The organism is Microcoleus sp. w2-18bC1, assembly GCF_036700365.1.
In the GTDB taxonomy this organism is placed as follows: domain Bacteria; phylum Cyanobacteriota; class Cyanobacteriia; order Cyanobacteriales; family Microcoleaceae; genus Microcoleus.
In genome coordinates this window covers 1-23,166 of sequence record NZ_JAUBOS010000004.1, presented here as the reverse complement: position 1 = coordinate 23,166, position 23,166 = coordinate 1, and the positions used below count along the sequence as shown (strand labels likewise).

The 23,166-nt window shown below is 44.6% G+C and carries 19 protein-coding genes; 9 read left to right on the top strand and 10 right to left on the bottom strand.

The window, feature by feature from the left end; translation table 11 throughout:
• Position 1: 1 nt before the first annotated feature.
• From QT979_RS04075 to QT979_RS04055, 5 genes are all read left to right on the top strand, one after another.
• Positions 2 to 1,003 (top strand): hypothetical protein, encoded by a 1,002-nt coding sequence (locus QT979_RS04075; protein WP_333308312.1) that lies wholly within the window; start codon positions 2 to 4, stop codon positions 1,001 to 1,003.
• Positions 1,004 to 1,480: 477 nt separating this feature from the next.
• Positions 1,481 to 3,046, top strand: coding sequence for a hypothetical protein (locus QT979_RS04070; protein WP_333308310.1), 1,566 nt, complete (start codon positions 1,481 to 1,483; stop codon positions 3,044 to 3,046).
• An 82-nt stretch (positions 3,047 to 3,128) separates the two neighbouring features.
• Positions 3,129 to 3,695: a hypothetical protein gene (locus QT979_RS04065; protein ID WP_333308308.1), complete on the top strand. Its 567-nt coding sequence runs from the start codon at positions 3,129 to 3,131 to the stop codon at positions 3,693 to 3,695.
• Between the two features lie 691 nt (positions 3,696 to 4,386).
• On the top strand, positions 4,387 to 5,742 hold the full coding sequence (locus QT979_RS04060; RefSeq protein ID WP_333213486.1) for an ATP-binding protein: 1,356 nt from the start codon (positions 4,387 to 4,389) through the stop codon (positions 5,740 to 5,742).
• 108 nt (positions 5,743 to 5,850) lie between these two features.
• Positions 5,851 to 7,227, top strand: a complete 1,377-nt coding sequence (locus QT979_RS04055) for an ATP-binding protein (RefSeq protein ID WP_333308306.1) — start codon at positions 5,851 to 5,853, stop codon at positions 7,225 to 7,227.
• A gap of 252 nt (positions 7,228 to 7,479) precedes the next feature.
• Here QT979_RS04055 and QT979_RS04050 read toward each other — a convergent pair whose 3' ends face one another.
• Positions 7,480 to 8,259 (bottom strand): ion transporter, encoded by a 780-nt coding sequence (locus QT979_RS04050; RefSeq protein WP_333308304.1) that lies wholly within the window; start codon positions 8,257 to 8,259, stop codon positions 7,480 to 7,482.
• Positions 8,260 to 8,305: 46 nt separating this feature from the next.
• On the opposite strand from QT979_RS04050, the gene QT979_RS04045 reads away from it, so the two are divergent.
• On the top strand, positions 8,306 to 10,042 hold the full coding sequence (locus tag QT979_RS04045; protein WP_333308302.1) for a pentapeptide repeat-containing protein: 1,737 nt from the start codon (positions 8,306 to 8,308) through the stop codon (positions 10,040 to 10,042).
• Between the two features lie 268 nt (positions 10,043 to 10,310).
• Positions 10,311 to 10,832, top strand: coding sequence for a hypothetical protein (locus QT979_RS04040; protein ID WP_333308300.1), 522 nt, complete (start codon positions 10,311 to 10,313; stop codon positions 10,830 to 10,832).
• 60 nt (positions 10,833 to 10,892) lie between these two features.
• Here the strand turns inward: QT979_RS04040 and QT979_RS04035 are convergent, their stop codons facing one another.
• Positions 10,893 to 11,513: a DUF4276 family protein gene (locus QT979_RS04035; protein ID WP_333213491.1), complete on the bottom strand. Its 621-nt coding sequence runs from the start codon at positions 11,511 to 11,513 to the stop codon at positions 10,893 to 10,895.
• Positions 11,507 to 12,706: an AAA family ATPase gene (locus QT979_RS04030; RefSeq protein ID WP_333213492.1), complete on the bottom strand. Its 1,200-nt coding sequence runs from the start codon at positions 12,704 to 12,706 to the stop codon at positions 11,507 to 11,509. The genes QT979_RS04035 and QT979_RS04030 overlap by 7 nt, the downstream gene beginning before the upstream one ends.
• 223 nt (positions 12,707 to 12,929) lie before the next feature.
• Here QT979_RS04030 and QT979_RS04025 point away from each other — a divergent pair, with 223 nt between their 5' ends.
• A complete protein-coding gene (locus QT979_RS04025; protein ID WP_333213493.1) occupies positions 12,930 to 13,274 on the top strand; it encodes an NAD(P)H-quinone oxidoreductase subunit M in 345 nt (114 codons plus the stop codon).
• 215 nt (positions 13,275 to 13,489) lie between these two features.
• Here QT979_RS04025 and QT979_RS04020 read toward each other — a convergent pair whose 3' ends face one another.
• Both QT979_RS04020 and QT979_RS04015 read right to left on the bottom strand, forming a co-directional pair.
• On the bottom strand, positions 13,490 to 13,846 hold the full coding sequence (locus QT979_RS04020) for a hypothetical protein (protein ID WP_333213494.1): 357 nt from the start codon (positions 13,844 to 13,846) through the stop codon (positions 13,490 to 13,492).
• Between the two features lie 29 nt (positions 13,847 to 13,875).
• Positions 13,876 to 15,147, bottom strand: a complete 1,272-nt coding sequence (locus QT979_RS04015; protein WP_333308297.1) for a transposase — start codon at positions 15,145 to 15,147, stop codon at positions 13,876 to 13,878.
• 884 nt (positions 15,148 to 16,031) lie between these two features.
• On the opposite strand from QT979_RS04015, the gene QT979_RS04010 reads away from it, so the two are divergent.
• Positions 16,032 to 18,341 (top strand): protein phosphatase 2C domain-containing protein, encoded by a 2,310-nt coding sequence (locus QT979_RS04010; protein WP_333308295.1) that lies wholly within the window; start codon positions 16,032 to 16,034, stop codon positions 18,339 to 18,341.
• Positions 18,342 to 18,652: 311 nt separating this feature from the next.
• Here the strand turns inward: QT979_RS04010 and QT979_RS04005 are convergent, their stop codons facing one another.
• From QT979_RS04005 to QT979_RS03985, 5 genes are all read right to left on the bottom strand, one after another.
• Positions 18,653 to 19,348, bottom strand: coding sequence for an LPS assembly lipoprotein LptE (locus QT979_RS04005; protein WP_333213497.1), 696 nt, complete (start codon positions 19,346 to 19,348; stop codon positions 18,653 to 18,655).
• Between the two features lie 293 nt (positions 19,349 to 19,641).
• On the bottom strand, positions 19,642 to 20,007 hold the full coding sequence (locus QT979_RS04000; protein WP_333213498.1) for a DUF1823 family protein: 366 nt from the start codon (positions 20,005 to 20,007) through the stop codon (positions 19,642 to 19,644).
• Between the two features lie 149 nt (positions 20,008 to 20,156).
• Positions 20,157 to 21,188 (bottom strand): type I glyceraldehyde-3-phosphate dehydrogenase, encoded by a 1,032-nt coding sequence (gap, locus tag QT979_RS03995; RefSeq protein ID WP_333213499.1) that lies wholly within the window; start codon positions 21,186 to 21,188, stop codon positions 20,157 to 20,159.
• Between the two features lie 582 nt (positions 21,189 to 21,770).
• Complete coding sequence (locus tag QT979_RS03990; RefSeq protein ID WP_223300725.1) at positions 21,771 to 22,082, bottom strand: P-II family nitrogen regulator; 312 nt, start codon at positions 22,080 to 22,082, stop codon at positions 21,771 to 21,773.
• Position 22,083: 1 nt separating this feature from the next.
• Positions 22,084 to 23,055, bottom strand: a complete 972-nt coding sequence (locus QT979_RS03985; protein WP_333213500.1) for a sodium-dependent bicarbonate transport family permease — start codon at positions 23,053 to 23,055, stop codon at positions 22,084 to 22,086.
• Positions 23,056 to 23,166: the final 111 nt, after the last annotated feature.

Here is a 23,166-nt window from a genome sequence, read left to right as displayed (position 1 = left end):
TATGTCAGCCGAACAAAATACAAGAAGCAAAGTAATGCACTTTATGTTCTTACAAATGGCTCTTTTACAAGAAATATCGCGAGTGGCAACAAGGTATAGTAAACTGATGTTTTTTTATCAAAAAAATCGGGTTATAAATTTGTTCAAAGAAAACGAACAGCCCGAAAAAAAACGCCCCAAAGTCTTTGTGGCTGTCCCACACATTACATCAGTTGAAGAATCTAACAATCCCGAAAAAGCCACAGCAAAAATAGAGAGACTCAGGCACACAATAGATGGACTGTTAACGACTTTTGCTCATTGCGACCTGACAATTACTATCCAAACTCTACCGAACAGGCACGTTACAGCTTACTTACCTGAATATCAAATTAAGTGCATTCAGATCCAAGAAGGTCCTGAATGCGACCCCATGTTTGTAGAGTTTAGACTTCAGGAAGAATTTGTCGAAAAAGTAGAAAAATTTGACTGGTTTTTATTTATAGAAGATGACATTGTTTTATACGATGCTTTCATTCTAGAAAAATTAGAAAATTTTAACCGACAAAGCGGGTATGAGAATGCTATTCTTTACCCACACCGTTTTGAAATGTATCAAGGAACCAAGAGATACATTGATTTGACAATAGATGATGAACTATCGTGGAATAAACTATCTAGTGTAGAGATAGAAACTGTAAAATTTGCTGAGTGTACCAATCCTCATTCAGGATTTTACTGTTTGTCAAGAAAGCAGATGAAAGAGTGGATAAAATCAGGTCGCATCTTCAAAAATCAAGTAGTGAAGGTCGGGCCTTTAGAGAGTGCAGCCACTTTTTGTCTTTTGGAATGTTTCTCGATATATAAGCCCCACCCGTCAAACTTAAACTATTTTGAGATCAGGCATTACGATAGCAAATACTCTAAGCTATATCCCGAACCGGAATCGCCGTATACACTGTCAGCAGTTAATAATAGTTCCCACACACCCATCGGCAAGGCTTCGTCAAAGGGATCTAAGTAGTCGTCATGATTATTAGTAGGATGGGTAGATCGCAAGCGTTACCCCTAAACCTATTAAATAATTAGCGATTTGAGATGTGAGATTAAATTAAAAATCTAAAATCTCAAACAGTGTTGGACGCAAGTGGTATAATTGTAGGGTGTTCTACTGTCCTCAAAGCCTCTCTCTATCGAGCAATTTTTAGCACTGAGGCAGCCTAAAAGGTAAAATCTCAAATTTCACATCTCCACTCGGTTGATACTGTTGGAATTGCCGCAGACTCCACGGATTTAAGCTCGTGAGTTTAGTTCAGTCCTGGAGGCACACACACTTTCAAAAACCGAGTTTTTTACCAACATATTTCGTTATATTTCGTTGCAGCCCTTTAGCCTGGTAAAAAAAACCGTTTCAGAGGGCCGGGAGTACGCCCAAGACAGTAAAATTTAAGAGGGAAAATTTGGCAGTTACTTTTCAGCAGAAAGTAGGAGAGAAAGATTTGTGAGTATTTTTAAGAAAAAAATTAATCCTTCACCCTTCGCTATTCTGCCATTCCAACAGCCGATCGACCGCACGGCGATCGTCCTCATGCTAGTGCTGAGCTTCTTAATAGGGCTGCTGCTGCTGAGCGGCGATCGCACAGCACCCAGAGTGCGAGAATTTACCTGGGAAAATAAACAAATCGGCGCCGAAGATACCGGCTTTATCCTCACATTCTTTCGGCCGATGAACCAGTCCACGGTCGAAGAAAACTTAAAGCTAGAACCCCCCCTCCCCGGTAAATTTAGTTGGGCGGGAAGGCGCATGGCTTACACCCTCAAAGATCCAGCACCCTACGGCGTTACCTACACATTAAAACTCGCTGGAGCAACCGACAAGTATTTCGGAGAAAAAAACCAAAAAAAAGGAACGCTAATGCAACCGTTTAGCAGTTCCTTTCGCAGCCGCGATCGAGCTTTTGCTTACATCGGTGTCCAAGGCGAAACAGAAAGCAGATTAATGCTAGTCAATCTCACCAGCAGCGACTCAAAACCGATACCGCTGACTCCCAAAGATTTAGTTGTCACCGATTTTAAACCTTATCCCGACAGCGATCGCATTTTATTCTCCGCCACAGATCGATCAATCGCCCGTACTCGCGGCACCCTAAATCAAGAACTCTTCACAGTCACCACCGGCCTCAACCCCCAATCCGACTTAGGAAATCAACAAAAATACCCAGCCGGTAGAATCGACAAAATCTTAGACTCCAAAGATTACCAAAACCTCAAATTCGACCTCTCAGCCGACGGAAAAATCATAGTTGTCCAGCGCGTCAACCGTCGCAATCCCGGCGATTTCAGTCCTTGGATTGTGGAAGAAAAAGTGCCACCCAGACCCTTGGAAAATGAACAAGGCGGAGATTTTATGATTCGCCCCGACAGCAAATCGATGGTAATATCTCAAAAACAAGGATTAGCGATCGTCCCCCTCAAACCCGAAGCAGATCCAGTAGAATTTTTGCCAAAATACGAACAAGTATTGGGCATGGCCCGCGACAACTCCGCCGCCGCCTATGTTAAATACAACAGCGACTTTACTCGATCGCTTTTCATCTTAGATAACCAAGGTGTAGAACAAGAAATATTGCGTATTCCCGGCAGCATTATGGCTGTTTATTTCGATCCCCGCAAAAACGAAGACAACCAAGTTCAGCGTCTATACTGTTTGTTAGCCCAACGCCTCAAAACAGAAAGCTACAAAGAACAGCCTTTCATCGCCACCATCGACCTCAAAAAAGAGGGTACTCGTTTGGTAGGAACCATCAAACCGCTGCTGATTTTGCCCAACCAATTAGATACCCAAATCAGTTTATCTCCCGACGGGCTGGCATTAATTTTCGACCAATCAGTCACAGCAGCAACTCCCTCCGTAGCAGACAGTCCCCGCAACGATAGTGGACAGTCGATCGCCACCAGCCGCCTCTGGCTGCTACCCTTAGTGGAAATACCGGCAGACGGTTCTCCCGCAAAACTACAGCCAGAAGAACTTCCCTTTGCCGGCTATCACCCCCGCTGGCTACCATAAACCAATTTGAGATTTGAGATCGAACTGCTGACTAATGACTGGTGACTAATCTAAAATCTAAAATCTAAAATCTAAAATCCTTATGACTCCCGAAGAAATTAGCAATACCCTTAAAGACTTATTTGGTGACACTGTTGAGATGCCTGCTGCCACTTCTTGGCAAGTAGAAACCCCCAATTTTCGCCTGTTAGTCCTCCTTTCAGAAGACGGGAGTTGGCTGCGGATTTTGTTGCCGATCGCCGATGCCCAAGAAGCTCAACCATTTCTTGATAAACTCCTAGAAGCTAACTTTGACACCACCCTCGAAACTCGCTACGCCTTACATCAAAACGTTTTGTGGGGAGTATTTCAGCACAGTTGTGCCACACTCGCGGCCGCCGATTTCTCAGCCGCCGTCGCCCGAGTGCTGGCTTTGCAAGAGAGAGGTTTGTCTGACTTTTTCGGCGGTTTGATAGAAAGCCGCATCCGTCAAATCATCAAAGCTGCGAAGACGCAGGGACAGTCTGTCGAAACCACCCTTCAAACTTTAGACCGTTTCTACGCAGAGGGATTGATGGGTGAAATGGAACTAGGGCGAGAGTCTAGCGAAAAAACTCTCGCCGCTTGGCGGTATCAGCTAGAACGCCTCTGGCCGGAGGTGGAACCCTAAAAGAATTGGAGATTGCTGATTGGAGATTGCAGATTGCAAAAAACTGATGACTATCGAGGTTCGGAAGTTGCCTAAAGTTGCATTTCTTTTGAGTGGTATAGCAACCGCGGCCGACGCTTAGGATGTTCTTAATTCCACAAACCCTTGGGGAACATTGCTTCTTCCTTCTCTCGCGACGATAACTAAAGCCTTCCATCCGTTACATTCGGTTACATCCGAAGAAAGCGAATTCGTTGCCGAACTTCCTTTGGCTAGGGCCCTAGTCTTGACAATTGGAGCCTGCAAGCCCCTTGGACAATGGCTAATCCGGGCCCTCGAACCCTCACAGGATGCCAGTATATTCACTGATAACCCGCTCGCGGTTCTCCAATTCCCTTCTATCACGGGAAAAATGGTATAATTTATCACAATAATTAGTTATAAATATTAAAAATTTTCGGAAAACACCCGATCGCAGGTATATCATGGTAAAAAGTTTACAGCAGAGATCAGTAAGTTCCACAAAAGCTTCGATCGTTTAATATTGACTTAGAAACAAAATCTTTAGGAGACAATGCTACTGCGATCGGGTTTTCCCATCGGGTGCTGTTGTAATTTCACAAATTAGCAACTACCCGCTACCAATTACCAGTTACGAATTAATAGCAACTTAAGTTGTTCATGAATACAATTTTTAACAGGGGTTTCATCTATGTTTGCTGTGCGTGAGACTAGCTCGGAGTTATCAGTGTTGCATATACCTGAATTTTGTACTTGGAACATCTCCTTAGAATCAACTCTCCTAGACCTGCCACTCTCCAACTGCCAAATTGAATTAACTCAACAGGCAAAAGAAGTAGCCAAGGCTTTTGAAGAAAATTCAATGCTTCCCGGCGTCATTTTGACAGATAGTGGTAATTTTGTCGGCATGATATCCAGGCGTCTATTTTTTGAAAAAGTTAACTGCCGCTACGGAGTAGAAATGTTTTTCAAGCGACCAATAGAGGTGCTGTACAAGTTTGCCAAGCCAGAGGAGCTCATACTTCCCGCCAGTAAATTAATAGTAGAAGCCGCCCAGGAATGTCTTTACAGATCAGCAGAATTAATTTACGAACCCGTAGTAGTGGAAATAGCCCCCCAAGCCTACAAGCTGTTAGACGTACACCAATTAATGGTCGCTCAATCAAGAATTCACGAATTAACAAATAAGTTACTCCACAAACAAACCCAAGCCAAACTCATCCAAACCGAAAAAATGGCGAGTTTGGGGAGGATTGTAGCAGAAGTAGCCCACGAAATCAGAAATCCGCTGAATTGTATTTGGGGAAATTTAACTTTTCTGCTGTCTTATTTTGAACACTTGCTTCAGCTCATGTCGGTTTATGAAGAAGAATATTCGGCACCCTGTCCCCGAATTGATGCCCTTAAAAAAGAAATTGAATTTGATTTTTTACAAGAAGATTTGCCGATCACCTTAGAAGGGATGGAGTTGGGAGCCTCACAATTGCTAAAAATAGTTAACGGGCTGCACCACTTCTCTCACATGGACGAGACAAAACCAGCCGAGACAGATATTCACGAATGCGTGGAGATGACGCTGTTAATTTTGAAAAATCGCTTTAAAAACAGCATAGAGGTGGTTAAAAATTACGGCGAACTGCCCCTAGTTAGAGGCTACTCCGGTCAGTTGAGTCAGGTGTTTTTGAACTTGTTAGTTAATGCTCTAGACGCCCTGACCGAGTACGCAGCCGATCGAGAAATACACACCCAGTGCGGGGACAACTGGCAGCCCCAAATCGAAATTACCACTAAAGTGATAGAAACCGAACACGGCAAGCGAGCCGCAATTTGCATTGCCGATAACGGGCCAGGCATTCCCCCAGAAAATCAGCAGCAGATATTTGACACCTTTTTTACCACTAAACCAGCAGGCAAAGGCAGCGGTATGGGGCTGGCTATCTGCCATCAAATCGTCACAGAAAAGCACGGCGGCCAACTCAAATTGCGATCGCAACCAGGTAAGAACACTGAATTTGAAATTCTCCTGCCTATAGTTGGCACAACATGATTAGCTTAAGAATATTCTCGGTTGTTCGCTCCTGCGGTGAAATGATAGGGTAGCTTAGTAGTAGGTGCTCATTTCACTTTCCCAGCGTTTCGGCAACTAAAAGTTCCAGTGGCAAATAAATTCAGTTCCAAACTCCTTGGCCCTTCAGTCTCCGAAGGCAGCCATCAAGACCTTTCGCTAGAGTCTACCCTCTGGGATTTGCCCCTGTATGACTTTCAGGTTAAATCGAGCTGCTTGGCCGTGGCAGTTGCCGAAATGTTTGAACAGCATCCCCTCGTGCCGGGGGTCGTCTTGATGGAAGCAGGAGAGTTTGCTGGCATGATATCCCGCAGGCAACTGCTGGAATATTTGCTCAAACCCCAAGGCCCAGAGCTATTTTTGCACCTGCCACTAAAAGTTCTCTACAGTTACGCTCGCGTCGAAATATTATTGGTGGCAGAGAGTACAACCATTTTGGCAGCAGCCCCACAAGCTCTGCGTCGATCGCCCGAATTGCAGTCAGAACCGATCGTCGTCCAAATAGACTCCCAATCTTACCGACTCTTAGACCCTAACGCACTCAACATCGCGTACTGGCAAATTCGTGGCATAGAAACTCAAGTCCGCTACGAAAGAGCCCAAACTCAAATGATTCAAAGCGAAAAAATGGCTAGTTTAGGGCGTTTAGTCAACGGAGTAGCCCACGAAATTTTAGATCCGGTAGGCTTTATCTGGGGGAATTTAACCTACGTCAGCGACTACAGCAAAAACTTGATGGAATTGCTCTCAGTTTACGACGCATACTGTACCGATCCCCCGCCGGAAATAGCACGGCTCAAAGAAGAGATCGACTATGACTTTTTGCAAAACGACTTCCTCCGAACTGTTGCCAGCATCAAATCAGGAGCAGAACGTTTGAGCAAGTTGGCAACCAGTTTGCAAAACTTCTGCCACATCGACGATATTTATCCCAAACCCACCGACTTGCACGCCAACATAGACAGCATACTTTTGCTGCTCAAAAGTCGTTTGACTAGGGAAATCCAAGTAGTGAAAAACTACGGCTACCTGCCACCAGTGCCGTGCTATGCAGGACAGCTAAACCAAGTATTTATGAATATATTGACGAATGCTATTCATACATTAATTAACGAAGCAGTCGGTCAAGAATTGGCAAAAGAGTTCAAAGGTGGAGGACTCAGAGACGCCGATCGCCAGCCTAAAATTGAAATCACAACTCAAGTCTGCTGTCCCGAACCTGCGTCGGATTTAGACAAACTTCATGTTCGCTGGGTTTCGATTTGCATATCAGATAACGGGCCAGGAATGTCACCTAGCAAGTACAAAAAAATCATAGAATCCTTCTCTACGGAAAAACGCGCCCTCAAAGAAACCAGTTTAGCAGTTAGCTATCAAATAGTGACGGGCAAACACGGCGGTGCATTCAGAATGCGATCGGAGTTAGGCAGAGGCACTGAATTTGAAATTTTGTTACCGTTAGCTTAAAGAAGGAAGTTCGGCAACGGATTCTGTAACGGATTTAACGGATTTAACGGATTTCAGGAAGAAGGAAGTTCGGCAACGGATTGTGTAACGGATTTAACGGATTTCAGGAATAAGCAAGAAGCAAGAGGGAAGAAGTTACAGTTTATTCCTGATTTATGAAGTACAGGAGACGGCAATGCGGTTTCCTTAACCGTTATCTGTACTCCACTCAACTGAAAACTGCTGTAACAGTCAACAGTCAATAGTCAACAGTCAACTATTATCTAATTGACTGCCGCACATTTTACAAAATTTAGCATTAGCATCGTGTACCGACCAACCGCAACCTTTACAAACAGCTTCTCCGTGATTAGCACTTTTAACTAAGTGCTTAATCAAGTCCCCCAATTGCCAAGGAATCAGAGCAATTCCCGTCAAAATCATCAAAATAGTCAGAAAACGACCGGATTCCGAAATCGGAGTAACATCGCCAAATCCCACCGTGGTCATCGTGACAACCGAGAAATAAACAGCATCTAAAAAAGTTCCAAAACTTTCGGGATTTGCCGGATGTTCGACTTGATAAATTAAACCCGAATAAACAAAAATTATGGCCAGCAAAGTAAACAAAATCCGAGCAAAAATCACCCCATCTTCGCTGCTGATGCGGAAAATAGAAATTTTTAATTCTAGAAAGCGGATGAGTCGGAGAATTCTAAACCAGCGGAAAATTCGGATAAAACTAACGTTGACAAATCCCAGCAAAAATGGTAATATTGCCAGCAAATCAATAATAGAAAAAAAACTAAAAATAAATTTAACTCGATTTTCGGCACACCATAGTCGCAATAAATACTCAAACAAAAAAACAACTAAAAGTGCTGTATCGAGAGTTTGCAAATTAATTCTAACAGTTTCCGAAATCGGGTAAGTTTCGGCGATGAAGCTGGTCGAAGATAGGAGAATGAGTCCGGTAAGAGTTAAATTGACGGTTCTGCCAATTGGGGTTTCGATGTCTTCGAGATAAAATCCAATTTGCGATCGGGTTAACATAGATGAGATAATTAATACCATTTATGAGGTAAGGGAATTATCGCATATGAGTATCGAATTAACTAAGGGTGAAAGGTTCAATCTTTCTAAAGAAACTCCTAATTTCAGTAAAATTGCGATCGCCCTGGGTTGGCAAGTCAGCCAGACATCACAAAACTGCGACATTGACGCATCTGTTTTTATGTTAGCGGCGGACGGTCGGATTCCTGATGAAAAGTATTTTGTATTTTACAACAACCTGACCTCCCCCGACGGTGCGGTGCGACATTCGGGAGACAGCGCGACTGGGCAAATAGACGGAGATGATGAGACGGTTTATGTGGATTTGAGTAAAATCAATTCGGCGATTCAGGAAATTGTGTTTGTGGTGACTATTCACGAGGGACAGGAAAAAAATCAAAGTTTTAGTCAAGTTACAAATGCTTTTATCAGGCTTTACAACCGAGAAACTCTTAGCGAATTGGTTCGGTACAATTTAAATCAGATATTTTCCCAAGAAACGGCTTTAGAATTTGGACGCTTGTATAAGAAGAATGGCGAATGGAGGTTTCAGGCGGTAGGACAGGGATATAATGCTGGGTTGCAAAGTTTTGTAGACAAGTATTATGTTGAGAATGCGGTTGAGAAAAGCTCGAATGTTGGTGAGAAGGTTGATGATGCTGAGGTTGTGAGGCGGTTTAGCGATCGGGTGGACAAGCTATTGCGGGAAGAGGCGATCGGGGAGACACCGATTCCAGCATCTAGCGAAGCGGTAGAACAGGCTGCTGCTACTCCTGTAAATGCGGATACTGTGGAATCTCAGGAAGAGGCAAAAATTGATGATTCTGCACTAGAAAATCTGGAACCCGCTATTAGTGCGGAGGAATTTTGGAAACGGTATGAAGACGGAGAACGCGACTTTACAGGAATTAACCTAACGGGAGTGGATCTAAGTGGCAAAACTCTCGCATCTAATGTCAGTCTAAGTCAAGCAAACCTGAGAAATTCCAATCTAGCAAATGCCAAATTGACTGGGGTAAATTTGATTGGAGCTAACTTGCAAGGCGCTAATTTAAACTCAACAAACTTGCAAAGCGCTGATTTGATTGAAGTTAATTTAAGTGGGGCTAACTTAACCAATACAATCTTGTATTACGCAAGACTAATTCAGGCAGATTTGAGTCACGCTAACTTAAGCGAAGCAAAGTTAGATAGCGCAAACCTGACTACAGCAAACTTCAGTAGCGCTAACTTAACTCAGGCAAGTCTAGGTAGTGCTAACCTGACAGGAGCCGATTTAAGTCAATCGAAGGTAACTAAAGTCAACCTTAGTGGTGCCAACCTTAGTGGTGTTAACTTAACAGGGGTAAGTTTGATTGGAGTAAACCTTCAACAAGTTAACCTTAGTGGCATGAATTTGAGTGGGATAAATTTGACGGGCACAAATCTAAGTTATGCAAACTTTAGTGGCGTTAACTTGAGTGGTGTTAAGTTAAGTGGGGCAAATTTGAGTGCCGCTAACTTGGATGGTGCTAACCTCACAGGGGTAAATTTGATTGGGGTAAACTTACAGAGCGTTAATCTAAGCGGGCAAAACTTGAGTGGCTTTAATCTGTCTGGGGCTAACCTATATGGAGCAAACTTGAGTGGAGCAGACTTAACTTCAGCAGACTTGCGCGGAGCAAATTTGAGCTGTGCAAACTTAGAGAAAACTAACCTGAAGGAAGCTAAACTGGTTGGAGTAAATCTGGACAATGCAAAACTCGCAGGTGCAATTATGCCAGATGGCACAATTCACGAATAAATTAATGTTTGTAGGAACGAATTGAGTCCTTAGAAATGGCAGGAGTAGGGCGTGTTTTATTGACCCGGAGATCCCCCCTAGCCCCCCTTAAAAAAGGGGGGAACCGGAAGCACTCAAAGTCCCCCTTCTTAAGGGGGATTTAGGGGGATCGAGACTTTGATACAAGTGACATTTATTATAGGTTTCAGTCTTAAATTGACACCAATGGTGTGCATCGCCCTAGAAATAGATTATGATTAGTATTAAAGATCAAATACATAGATTGTCGATGAATGAATCTGACGCGGAAATTATAGAATCTACCCTGAGATGGATGACTGAGTTTGTCGAGTTGCCGCATCCAGTTTTCAGCGATTTACCGATTTGTCCCTTCACTAAAAAGGCACGCTTGGCAAATCAAATTTTATTCAAAATCGAGCGGTTTTCAGCGCTGACTGAGTTCGATCGCGATTCTGCCATAATGAAATCAATTTATGAATTTTACAATTCGGAATTTGAAATCATGGTAGTAATTAATCCTGAAAAAACTGCAATTAGTGCGCCAGAAACTAAAGAATTGATAGACAAATTGAATAATCAGATTTCAGAATTGGGCTTGCTGGCTTTTCACGTCCATCCCGAAGAAGATTTTAATATTGACGGGCTTCATACTAGGAGGATGCCCTATCCGGGCTTCACTGTTCAAGTAAATTCTAAGCTGAAGCCAGCTTCCGATTCTTTAGAGAAAACTGAATATTACAAAAATTGGACTGCCGAACAACTAAAAAATTTCGGGATTCCGAGAAATTGACGATCGCCCACCCTCCCTTTCTCCCTGTCTTGCTTCGCGCCCTTGGCTACTTTCATCGCTTCAATCCTCCATGAGTTTGATGAGAGTTGTAAAAATACGATCGCACTCTGAAGAAGCCTTGCGAACCTTGTCAACATCCAACATTTCTAACAGCTTGGAAGCGTGCTGTATTTTTTGATATTCGCCTTTCGATTTTGTGTCGCGGCTAGCTGCTTTCAGACTTCGTTCTAACAAATCCTTTTCAATGGTCTCTACATTGATATTTTTAGGAATCTCATTTTGTTTAAATCCCTGTCCGTAAAATCTTTTTAAAGTATCAATATCCGCCATGAACCAAGCTTCCATCGCTTGAACCATGAGATAGCAATGAGTGTCATTAACCCCAGGCGAATCCCAATTATCCCTCCACTTCAAATGCTCCCAAGGCGACTGCTTTACAACAGGTGCTTCTGATTCAACCAGAAGGATGACAAACGCATCTGGGTGAGCGGCAAAAGCATTTTTGAAATCCCTCAAAGCATTATTCCGGGAACCGCAAAGAGTGATAGTCCACTTGATTTTCTTGCTTTGGACAACCTGCACAATTTCTTTGAAAAAACTGCTAACTCCTTGTCGGAGCAATGCCTTTGTATTCTTGCCCTCGCCGCCGCCTTCGATGTAAATGCGAATTTCTTTTACCATCGGTTGCCCCCGATTTCTCCCATCCGCCAAAGGTCTCCCAAAGTGTAATTCTCAAGCCATTTTTTCAGTCGTTCGGGATCGAGACGGTTCAGGTGACTTCCTCTATCATCCCGATCGCATATTAACACTGACTCAGGACTCAGAGCCGACACTAAAGCATCGGAATGAGTTGTCACAATCAATTGTGTGCGCTGTGAGGCTTCGATCAACATTTCAGCAACAACAGGCAGAATGTCGGGATGCAAGCCAATCTCCGGTTCTTCAATACATATAAGTGGCGGGGGAGTTGGATCGAGGAGTAAAGCTATTAAGAATAAATAACGCAGCGTACCGTCTGATAAACGAGTTGCGGGAATTGGCTGAGTTAATCCTGTTTCGCGGATGAATATCTGGACAGTACCGCCATAAATCTTGATACTCAGTTCTTCGGCTGCATCGTAGAACAGTTGTAATTTTTCAATAATCAGCCTACTTCCTAATTGATACTGTAAGTTATTTAAAACCAGTCCTAAGTTGCCACCATCTTCTAGGAGGGGATGTTCTGGCCAGTCAGTTTGCTGAGCCTTTCTAGATACTGAATCTCTCCCTGTCTGCCAGTTACGATATAAACCAATGTCGGCAAATTTATTTCCCAGATATGATAGTTCGGGATATAGTTCTGGATCTTTTCTTTGAGATAAGATAGATTGATCGGGAATGATATCTTCTCGCCGCAGATTCCGCAGCGTTCTTGGTTGCTGCTCGTTGTCCTGTATAACATTGATAACAGGGCGACCCCGATCGCTATAACGGTAATAGAAAAATGGCTGGCTTTCAGAACTATTGCGCGGTGCCATATCTTCTATAGCTTCGTCCACTACTTCAAGTCTCTGACCGACTGCGGTAAAACTAATCTGATAGCGCAGTGGCATCGTTCGTTCTGGGTAATCTAAAATAGCCTCAATTTTTGCTGTGGGAGTACCTTTTCCACCTTTCCACAGAAAATCGCTGATACCACCTCCTTGACGAATCGGAGTAAGTAAGTCGGTAGGTGTTGCCTTCAACACTCCCATCGCTTCAATTAAGTTAGACTTGCCGGATGCGTTAGTACCGATCAATACATTCAGGGGTTGCAGTTCAATTTTTTCCCCTTCACTTCCATAGGAAAGGAAGTTTTGCAGTTGCAGGGAGTGAATAAATCTCTTGCCTTCCACCTTGTCGTCCTATGCCAATTCTGCATTATTATACTTTACGAAAGCTTTCCTTTTTAGTCTTGAATTAAGTAGGTTTCAAAACTACCGATTCCAAGTCTTTGCCTTGAAGTCGGAGGGGGAGTGAGATATCCCGATAGATCGCACAACAGGCGACCTACTCTCCTGCAACGGTCTGTGACCCATTACAATTAATTCAGCAAAAAATCTTTACACATAAGAAGTCATGCAGCTTAAGTCAACAACCCGCCATATTCGCATATACACCGCCATCCTCGAAGATAACGAACTCGTACCCAGCAACGACCTTTTGACCCTCGACATTGACCCAGATAACGAACTTAACTGGGATGACGAGTCAGTCAAACAGGTACAGGCCAAATTCGACCAACTCGTAGACGCTTACGAGGGCGAAGACTTGACCGAGTACAACCTCCGCCGTATCGGTTCGGAGTTGGAACACTTGGTACGATCGTTCTTACAAAAAGGCCAAATCAGCTACAACCTCAACAGCCGCGCTGTCAACTACAGCATGGGATTGCCTCAAGTTGATGCCAAAGTTCACCTGTAAGGGCGATCGGGCGATCGGCATTTATGTCAAGTTAAGATTGAAACCCATAATAAATGTCGCTTGTAGCTGAGTTTCGATCCCTCCTACTCCTCTTAATCAGGGGAGTACGGGGGAAAAAGAGGGTTATGTTTCGTCTCTGGCTTTGGGGATGGAGGGAGATTTAGACTTGGATACAGAGGAAAGGTGGAGATGGGGAGAATTGGGAAAATGTGCTTTTATTCTTCTTCCTGCTTGTTTCTGACTCCTGACTCCTGACTCCCGGCTTCTTCCTTCTTCCGACTTCGATCGGACTTCTCCCCCGCCTCCCCAGCATCAACTGGAGAATTTGGAACGCGATCGCGTTCCAAAAACTGTTTAACTGCAAGTTGACGGTTGGTCATAAACTGACCCCAAGCGCCGGGAAACAGCCCATCCAAGGTTTCCACCAGCGCCCAAACCTCAAGATTCATCACTTTGTAATAGAAACTGTGAGAATGTTGAATGCTAGTGAGTATTTCGTCTATTTCAACAGCAGGCGGCAGCTTCGGATCGGACAAATTCTTGGGAAAGGCGCTGGGATCATGTGGGGGCATGGTTAAATAGCTAGTAAAAGTATAGTCATTTATGACATGACATAGGAGGCATTGAGTCCCTCCCCTTTCGCTCGTACTTTGAGCGGATTGACTCGCCTTGGCTGAACTACACAGCTCTCTATCCCATCGCTAAACGCATTTGGGATTGCTTTTCTTAGGATGTTGTATGAGGCGTTGACATCGGAGTTAATTAATTGACCGACCGATGTCTTGTACAAACCTCTCTTGATTCGCTTACCGCTAAATGTGACACCATCAGCGCCAGTATTCCCGTACACAGGAATCGGGTCTAGATTCAGGAAATTCGACCTAGATGTGTAAGATTCTTCTTGCACGATTACCTTCATCCCAACCAATCGAGCTTTATATTCTATCATTTCAATCAGTCGAGCATGAGGAATGCCGACGAAGTTTTGGTTGGTTTGCTTTCCTAAATCAATCTCGGTTTTCCATTGTGCATTTTTGCCGACAACTAGCGTCCCAATTTGATTAGCGACCAAAAGGTCAACAATTAGGCGACTGGTATGATGCAAGTAATTATCGACTTTTTGGTGGCGACAGCGAGTTAAGCGTTGAATGCGGGGTGAACTCTTGCGACTTGCTTTTAACTGAGATTGTAACCGTGCTTTACGTTTGTTGTAGAACTGGTTGATTGATTTCAACGGACGCCCGTTAATCAACAGAGGTATAAAACCCGGCTGATTTGAAGTTAACGCCGCTAAGTTATTCAGACCTAAATCAATACTAGCTACGAATGTGTCGTCGCGGGCGGTGGACGCCGGTTCATCATAAACCACCTCAATCACATAGGAATCACATTTGGGAACCAGCCTAAGTTGGCAAATCTGAGCGGGATTTACTTGGGTCTTTATCAATATTTCCGTACCCGAAAGCTTGATAATTCCTTTCTTCAATTGCTTGCTGCTAATCGCCTGAATCGTATAGACAAGAATATTACGACCCTTGGTCTTATCCTTATATTTCGGTAGCTTCGGACGACCAGTGAATTTAGAGGAATCAATTTTGTAAGCTTTGACTGCTTCAAAAAAGGATTTCCAATTCTTGTCCAATACCATCAAGATTTGTTGACTAACCTTGGCGGGCATTGCCTTGTATGCTTGATGAGATTTCATCAAACGGTTCATCTCGTTGTAATTGATGTGGCCCCATCCATAAACAAAACTCTGACGAATGATGTAATTGGCGGCCTTGTAGAGATTTTTGGATTTAAAAGCTAATTCATCAATTTCAGCAAAACGGTGTTCCGTAGATTTAATGATGTGTCGCTCTGTTAGCTGCATTTGGATTTTCCATTCTTAACGCTCGCAACATTCTTGATTTCTATGAGTAGATGATACTACTATTGTTTATTAATGCTTAAAAGTTTAATGAACTTTTACAATTCTCAACAGCTTGCAGAGGCCGGTCAGTCGATTTTAGATTTTAGATTGACTCCACAGATGAATCTGGGGGCTTGAACTAATATCTAATTTTTTTTTCTCTCCCCGACTCCTGTCGGGGGCTGGCATCCGGCAGTAGATGTGAGATGTGAGATGTGAGATTGTAGATTTTATACTTTAGATGGACTCCAGAGATGAATCTGGGGGCTTTTATCCGTCTTTGGACCAGGTTAAATTTAACTTAACTTGCGAAACTCGGTCAAGAGGCAATGAACACCCTTGGCGAGAAAACCGAGAAGTGATATTTATTTATACCTGTCGGCTCAGGTGATTTCTACCTAGCAGCATCATACCATTAGAGTTAGTATAAAATCTCAATTCCCTTGAGTGCTGCGATTTCTTCGGAAATTGCCGCTATCAGGAATATGCTGAAAACAGCGTGATTTCCAACCGATGACTGGGGTGTCGCGCGATCGTCTAACCCTGAAAGCTCATAGTAAAATTCATCCGGCAGTCAACAAAATGGTAAACTGTTCGTGTCAGTACAAGACATTAAAACCTACCCCTAGACTGGGGGAAAGTCAGATATCACTACGCACACAACAGTGGAAACGTGGTGAGCCCGGGAACCTGAAAAATCAGGATATTAGGACTGCGAAGTCTTAAGAATCTGCGTCTGTTGAGAAAGCGGGGGTGTCAAATAATCGCCACGTATCAACCCGTCGAGGTTCAATCGCTAAAATAGTTCAGATCAGCACGCTTGCCCAAAGGCGTCAGGAACCCTTATGCAAAACTCTGTGGCAAAACACTACTTATGGGCTTTAGGTGAAGGGATCAAAGGGTGTAAGCCAGGCGATCTGATCGCTGGTCGCTACTTGGTCAAGCGCGATCGACTTCTTGTCGATACTCAACCCGAACACTTGCCGGAACTGCCCGAAGAGATTCCGAGTGTTGTCACTCCTTATCTGAGACTGTTTGCCTATCAGTTGCACGTACCTCAAGTATACGGCCTGGTATCGTCCAGGATGAGCAAGCTATCGGGAGATATCTGGCTACTGGAAAACGTGCCTATTTTGAAGGTGACGGAATCTTTAATGCCGGAATTGGCGGACTCCTGGAAAGGAGCCGCAGCGATGCGCCAGCTCAATTGGCTGTGGCAAATGGCCCAGTTGTGGCAGCCTTGTATCGCTCAGGGCGTGGCTTCGACGCTGCTGACTCCCGAACTGCTACGGGTGGAAGGGCAATTGGTGCGGTTTCTGGAATTGCAGCCCGATCGCAAACCGCCTCATTTGTCGCAGTTGGGCAAATTGTGGCAGCAGTGGCTCGAAGATGCTCACCCAACTATTGCCAATTTTTTAAGGCAACTTTGCCAGCAAATGGTTGCCGGTCAAGTGCGCCACGGCGAACAACTGATGGGCCAGTTGGATAAAGCTTTGGCAAAGTGCGGCCGATTTTACGATCGTCACGTTGAAATTGCCACGGGCACGGATGTAGGCAGATCCCGCGCTCACAATGAAGATGCTTGCTATCCGCCCAGCGGTACGCTGTTCGCAGGAAACCCGGGCGCAGAAGCTTGCGCGATCGTCTGCGACGGTATCGGTGGACAAGACGGCGGCGAAGTCGCTTCGGAAGAAGCAATTGGTGTGCTGTGCGACAAGTTGCAGCAAATGCCCCTGCATCAGGCTAATTGGGACCCATTGAGCCTGACTTCCAAGCTGGAACGGGCGGCTTGTGCTGCTAACGACAAGATAGCCAGTCGCAACGACAGCGAACACCGCCAAGGCCGCCAGCGGATGGGAACTACGCTAGTTATGGGTTTAGCCCATATTCACGAGCTCTATGTCGCCCACGTCGGAGACAGTCGGGCTTACTGGATTACTCGTACCGGCTGCTATCAAGTTACTCTCGATGATAATGTGGCTTGCCGCGAGGTGCGTTTGGGCTACTCTCTCTACCGGGATGCTTTGGAACAAGTGGCCGCCGGAGCTCTGATTCAAGCTTTGGGGATTACTTCGTCCAACACTCTGCACCCGACTATACAGCGTTTTCCGGTGGATGAAGACTGCGTTTTGCTGCTGTGTTCCGACGGTTTGAGTGATAAAGACCGGGTTGAGGAATGTTGGGAAGCGGAGATTTTGCCAATTCTCGACGGTAGCATTAGTTTGGGTAAGGCGCGCGATCGACTGATTGAGATTGCTAATACTAGAAACGGTCACGATAACGTCACTGTTGCTTTAATTCACTGTCAAGCACATTTGAGGGAAGACGGCAATACTTTTACAGAACTGTCTGTCGCACCTTTAGATACGCCGATCGAACTAATTTCCGATAGCGAGGATATGCCAACGGATTTGAATGGGCCCACAAGCCTTGGCGGTGCGAATTCTGAAGGAAAAACGCAGTTGTTACAGCCGGAAAAAAGCAAAAGCCCATTTTCGCTGCTGCTGAAAATTTTATTTTTATTAGGCTTGGGGGGTGTATTTGCTTATTTTTTCATCCCTCCGGTGGGTCGCGCGATTGATACTGCCGGGGAGTCGATTTTCGGGAAACGCGGTTTAATTAAAGCTGGAAAGACGCCGGAGAAAACAGTTGAATCTGTAGCTTCTCCGGTCAAATCTTTAGAAACAGGCTCGTTTATAGAGATTAAAAGTTCTGCGACTGGGGAATTAGGAAAAGAGGGCGATGGCTTGGATTTGCAAGGCGCAATCGGTGAGTTGACTGTCAAAGGAACAGTCCCAGCCGGCAGCGTTTTGCAGGTGACAAACAAACAGCTTACGCCTCAAGGCAATTGGCTGGAATTGAAAGTTTGTTCGATTCCTGAAATAGTGCGATCGAACTCTCCCAAACCCGAGTCAAATAAAGATTTTTCTACAGTTTCAAAACCGACACTGAATCCATCTCGCGCTGTGGCAAATCCCTCGCCTTCCCCGCCAGTTAAGGCAACAGTTGAAGTAGAAAGCGCCAAGCTGCAACCGGGGGAAATCGGATGGATTCAAGAACAAGATGCCATTTCTAAAGTAGTCTCTAACCTATCTTTAAACCAAATTCAAAAGGGGAAATGTGTTGATTCTGACTCAAATCCCAATGCAAATTAAACTGTTAATGCTTGAGTATATTTATCTAAATTGATAGAGTTTAGTAGAAACAAAAATGCAGATTTCTCAACAAAACTAAGATTAATATCATGTCCGGCCGAGCGATCGCGTTTTTTGCAGGGGCCCGTGACCCAACAGTACCTGGCAATAATTAACAATCTCAAAAACCCGCCCCGACCGGGATATTATGGTTAATCGATCGGACATGATATAACTGATACCATCGGTGGTCAAGTAGCTGGCATAATTTTAGATTTGAGATGGGAAATTATTAAATTACCAATCTCAAATCTAACAAGGTTTCAAAATTGCTAACCTAATTTATTAGATACTTCTGCCAGTTTAGTCACCATTTGGGATACGGCTTTGTCAACTGCCGCGCTCAAAAGTGAGTCTTCATTGCTGCTGCCAGAATTGCTGCTGATACCTCTGACAGAAATATTAGAATCGCTTTGATCTGCTTCTCCTACTGCTTTGGCTGTGGCAAGAATATCTCCCGAAGCTGTACCGATTAACCGCACATCTATTTGAACGGTAGCTTTGGTTTTTTGTGAACCCGCGCCGATTCCCATGAAACTGCCGCCGCCGGATTGTTTGTCGATATTAAACTTGGTAATGGTGCCGATGAGCACGGCGTCAACTCCTAATTGTTTGCCAATTTCGGCTGCTGTGCCAGCATCCATCGCGCCGCTGCGATTTTGCTGTTTGAGCACTTGTTCGAGTTTGCTGCGATCGACTACTGTATAAGTGCCGTTGTTGACGAGTTCGTTGATTAACAGTTCGCTGATGCCTTTGGCGGCGCCGACTCCCCTGTAGGAAGTGTAATAGCTGTTGGTGGGGCCGTAGTCGAAGTCCATGACGACGAGGCGTTTTTTGGCCGTTGCTTGGGCGAGTTGGGTTGCGGGTTCGGTGGTGGCTGGTGTGGCGATCGCATTTACTGAGACGCCTGCTAGCATTAGAGTAGCGAGGGAAATGCTGGTTAAGCGAGATATGGTGGTTGTTTTCATAAAGCTTACCTCACAGTTGTTTTGTGCCGACTCTAGGATACTTTACGGAACAGTCCGATGTCAGGGTTGGGGGGTGAGGAGGTTGGAATTGGCGGGCTTTAGTGTGTTGGGACTTTCAACAGGCTTAATTTTGGTTAATTAACCGCAGAGGACGCAGAGGACACTGAGAAAGAAAGGAAGAGTTTAATCAAGCTTTCAATCCTTTATAGGGATTTAGGGGTTTTCCTGCCAATAAATTTAATATCTCTGTACTTTAACGGTGGCCACAACCGCACAGCCATCCAAAATTCCTCTTACGCCCCAGCTTCCATAAAACCCATCAACCAATTAGCCATCGTCGCCCTGCGAGTCTGTCTGGGCCCGAATTCCCCAATTTTATAGCCTTTAAAGCCCAATTTTTCCTTCAGCAACTGCTTGTTTTCTGGAGGAGTCGATCGAGTCAATTTTACCGTCGCCGGCCTAGAATCGATAAAATCCGGCGGTTCCGGGTACTCTTGCCGCCACTCGGCTGCAACACCTGCACTGTTCCACTTGTCAGTCTCGGCATCCCAGCGGTAGCCCAGATATTGCCAAACTAATCGGTTGACAGCAGCATCGTCGATTTCTTCGTTGAGAATAGCCCAAATAGTTTCGTTATTCAGCGGTGGTAATTCAGACATAAGCGCGATCGAATCGGAAATAAAAAAAGTTTAACTCACATTAGATAACATGATCAGGAACGGGCCGGACAGCCCGTTCCACAAAAAATCATAGGAATTTGTTTGTGGGGTGGATACGCGAGCCCGCCCAAAATGCCACCCCAAAAAAATTAATTATTCAAAATTCCGTCTTTCTCGGCCATAGACAGCATTAAGTCAATCACGCGGCTAGAATAACCCCACTCGTTGTCGTACCAGGAAACAACTTTGAAAAACTTAGAATTCAGTTCAATTCCCGCACCTGCATCGAAAATGCTCGATCGCGCGTCGCCCTTAAAATCTGTCGAAACAACTGCATCCTCAGTATATCCAAGAATGTTTTTGAGTTCGCCCTCTGAAGCTTTTTTCATTGCCTCGCAAATTTCTTTATAGCTAGTTTCCTTCGCCGTTTTGAAAGTAAGGTCAACTACAGACACGTCGGGAGTTGGCACGCGCAAAGCCATTCCAGTCAATTTTCCTTTCAATTCTGGCAACACCAAAGTAACAGCTTTCGCTGCACCGGTCGAAGATGGAATAATATTTTGAGCTGCACCGCGTCCTCCCCGCCAATCTTTTTGGCTAGGGCCGTCTACAGTTGGTTGAGTAGCTGTCATTGCGTGAACTGTAGTCATTAAACCTTCTTCCAATCCGAAGTTATCGTTGATCACTTTGGCGATTGGTGCTAAACAATTCGTCGTACAGCTAGCATTAGAAACAACCGTATCTTTTGCCGGGTCAAATTTGTGGTGGTTGACGCCTACTAGAAAAGTTGGAACTTTTTCCGGGTCTTTTGTCGGTGCTGAAAGTATTACTCGTTTTGCTCCCGCCGTCAAGTGTTTTGATGCGCCTTCAAAATCTGTAAACAATCCGGTAGATTCTACAACATAATCTGCGCCGGATTTACCCCAGGGCAATTCGGCAGGATTTCTAATCGCTGTACAGGGGATAAATTTTCCGTCAACGACAATCCCGTCTGGTTTGCTTTCAACTTCGCCGTCGTAAATGCCGTGGGTGGAGTCGTATTTGAAAAGATAAGCCAGGTTTTCTGGCGAAACTAAGTCGTTAATGCCGACAAATTCGATGTTGGGGTTTTTGATGCCAGCACGCATGACTAGCCGTCCGATGCGACCAAATCCGTTGATGCCGACTTTTAATGCAGCCATGTTTAAACTCCTATTGAAAATATCGTTAGTCGATCGGGCGTTAGCGAAGTCCTCGCAGAGGATCGCCTGTTGTGGCTTAGAATTTACCACGCTCACTGATTTTTGCAACTGATTCTTTTCTATCTCTTAAGAATTCTGAATTCTCCCCCGGCTGGGAAGGGCAATTCATCCTGAAATAACCGCTGACTAATGGCTAATGGCTGATTTAAGTCAAATTGTAAAAGTGCTATAATAGACAGAAATTATTTTCAAAATCGCTTTTTCAAAATCAGTCTAAAGTAATAATAAAAAACTTATTCAAAAGGCGAAAAGGATTGGCATTCTCACCAGTGGCGATTGTCGGAACCAAAGCCTAGGATTAAAGTCGCAGATACGCGCAAGGACACAGCAATGCCGTGTCCCTAGACATAGGGCATACAATCTATAGCAATCCTTGCAGGAGTCGTAATTTTTTTACCCCACCCCAACTCTCCCCGAACTGGCGGGGAGGGAGTAAGAAATTTACAAATGATGCGAGGATTGTTATAGGTGCAGCTCAAATTTTCCGAATTGGTATAATCACCAATCACTAATAACTAATGACTACCCGACGCACCTAGTAATTAGCAATTCCACCGCATCTGAAATAAAACACGACCCACCAAATTTATTGAGTACGGGTCTAATGTTTTCTGCAACTGCTGAAACTTGAGCTGGTGAACAAAAAGCAAGCACATAAATGTTATCCAGCGCCGTCATTGATGAATCACGGGAAACGTGATCCCTAGTGCTTTTTCCAGCGACATCACGAATCACCGAATAGCCGGGTACGCCAGCTTTATCTAAACCGTCTAAAATCTTGCCGAGTTCTACTGAGTGGGCTATGATTTCTACTCTTTTGACTGACTCCATCATCTCACCTCCAAAACATATTGATTCCGTATAGATACAGGGGAATGCCTACAATGATATTAAATGGAAATGTCACTGCTAAGGCCGTTGAAATGTAAAGACTTGGATTCGCTTCGGGAACAGTTAGGCGCATGGCTGCTGGTACTGCTATATAAGAAGCACTCGCGCACAATACGGCAAACAGCAAAGTATCTCCCTGCGGCATTCCGATTAATTTGGCTATTACCAAAGCAATTACTGCGTTGACTATGGGAATTAGGATTGCAAAGCCAATCAGAAAAATTCCTGCTTCTTGCAAATCTTTAATTCTGCTAGCAGCAACCAGCCCCATGTCTAGCAAGAAAAAAGTCAGAACTCCGTAAAACAAGTCTTGAGTAAACGGACTCATAACTTCCCAACCATGTTCTCCGGTCAGTACGCCCATAATTAGGCTGCCAATCAGCAGAAAAACTGAACTGTTTAGGAATGCTTCTTGCAACACTTCGGACCAAACTATTTCGCGTTTTCCTTCTTCCCCACCAAATACACTAACTAGAATCAGACCGACTATAATTGCTGGGGATTCCATTAATGCTAGCGCGGCTACCATGTAACCGTCAAAGTCGATCCCCTGTGCTGTGAGGAAGGAGGTTGCGGTGATAAATGTGACGGCGCTGATGGAACCGTAGGTGGCTGCGATCGCGGCAGCATTGTAGGAGTCAAGTTTGATTCTCAGTATGAAAAAAGTATAAACTGGTACTAGCATTGACATCAGCATCGCTGCCAAAATTGTCAGGGCGATTTGCTGGTCAATTCCGCTTTTGGACAGTTCGACGCCACCTTTAAATCCGATCGCAAACAGCAGGTACAGCGAAAACAGTTTAGGGATGGGCGCTGGAATTTCTAAATCAGATTTGAGAAAAATGGCCAGCATTCCCATGAAAAAAGCTAATATTGGGGGATTTAAGATATTTGACGATACTAAACTCAAATCCACGATCGGTCACTCCCATTCGTTGCGTTTTTAATATTGTTAGAGTCGATAGGGGCATTTCTACCCCTACCTCTCTTTCAGAACCGGACATGAGACTTTCGCCTCATCCGGCTC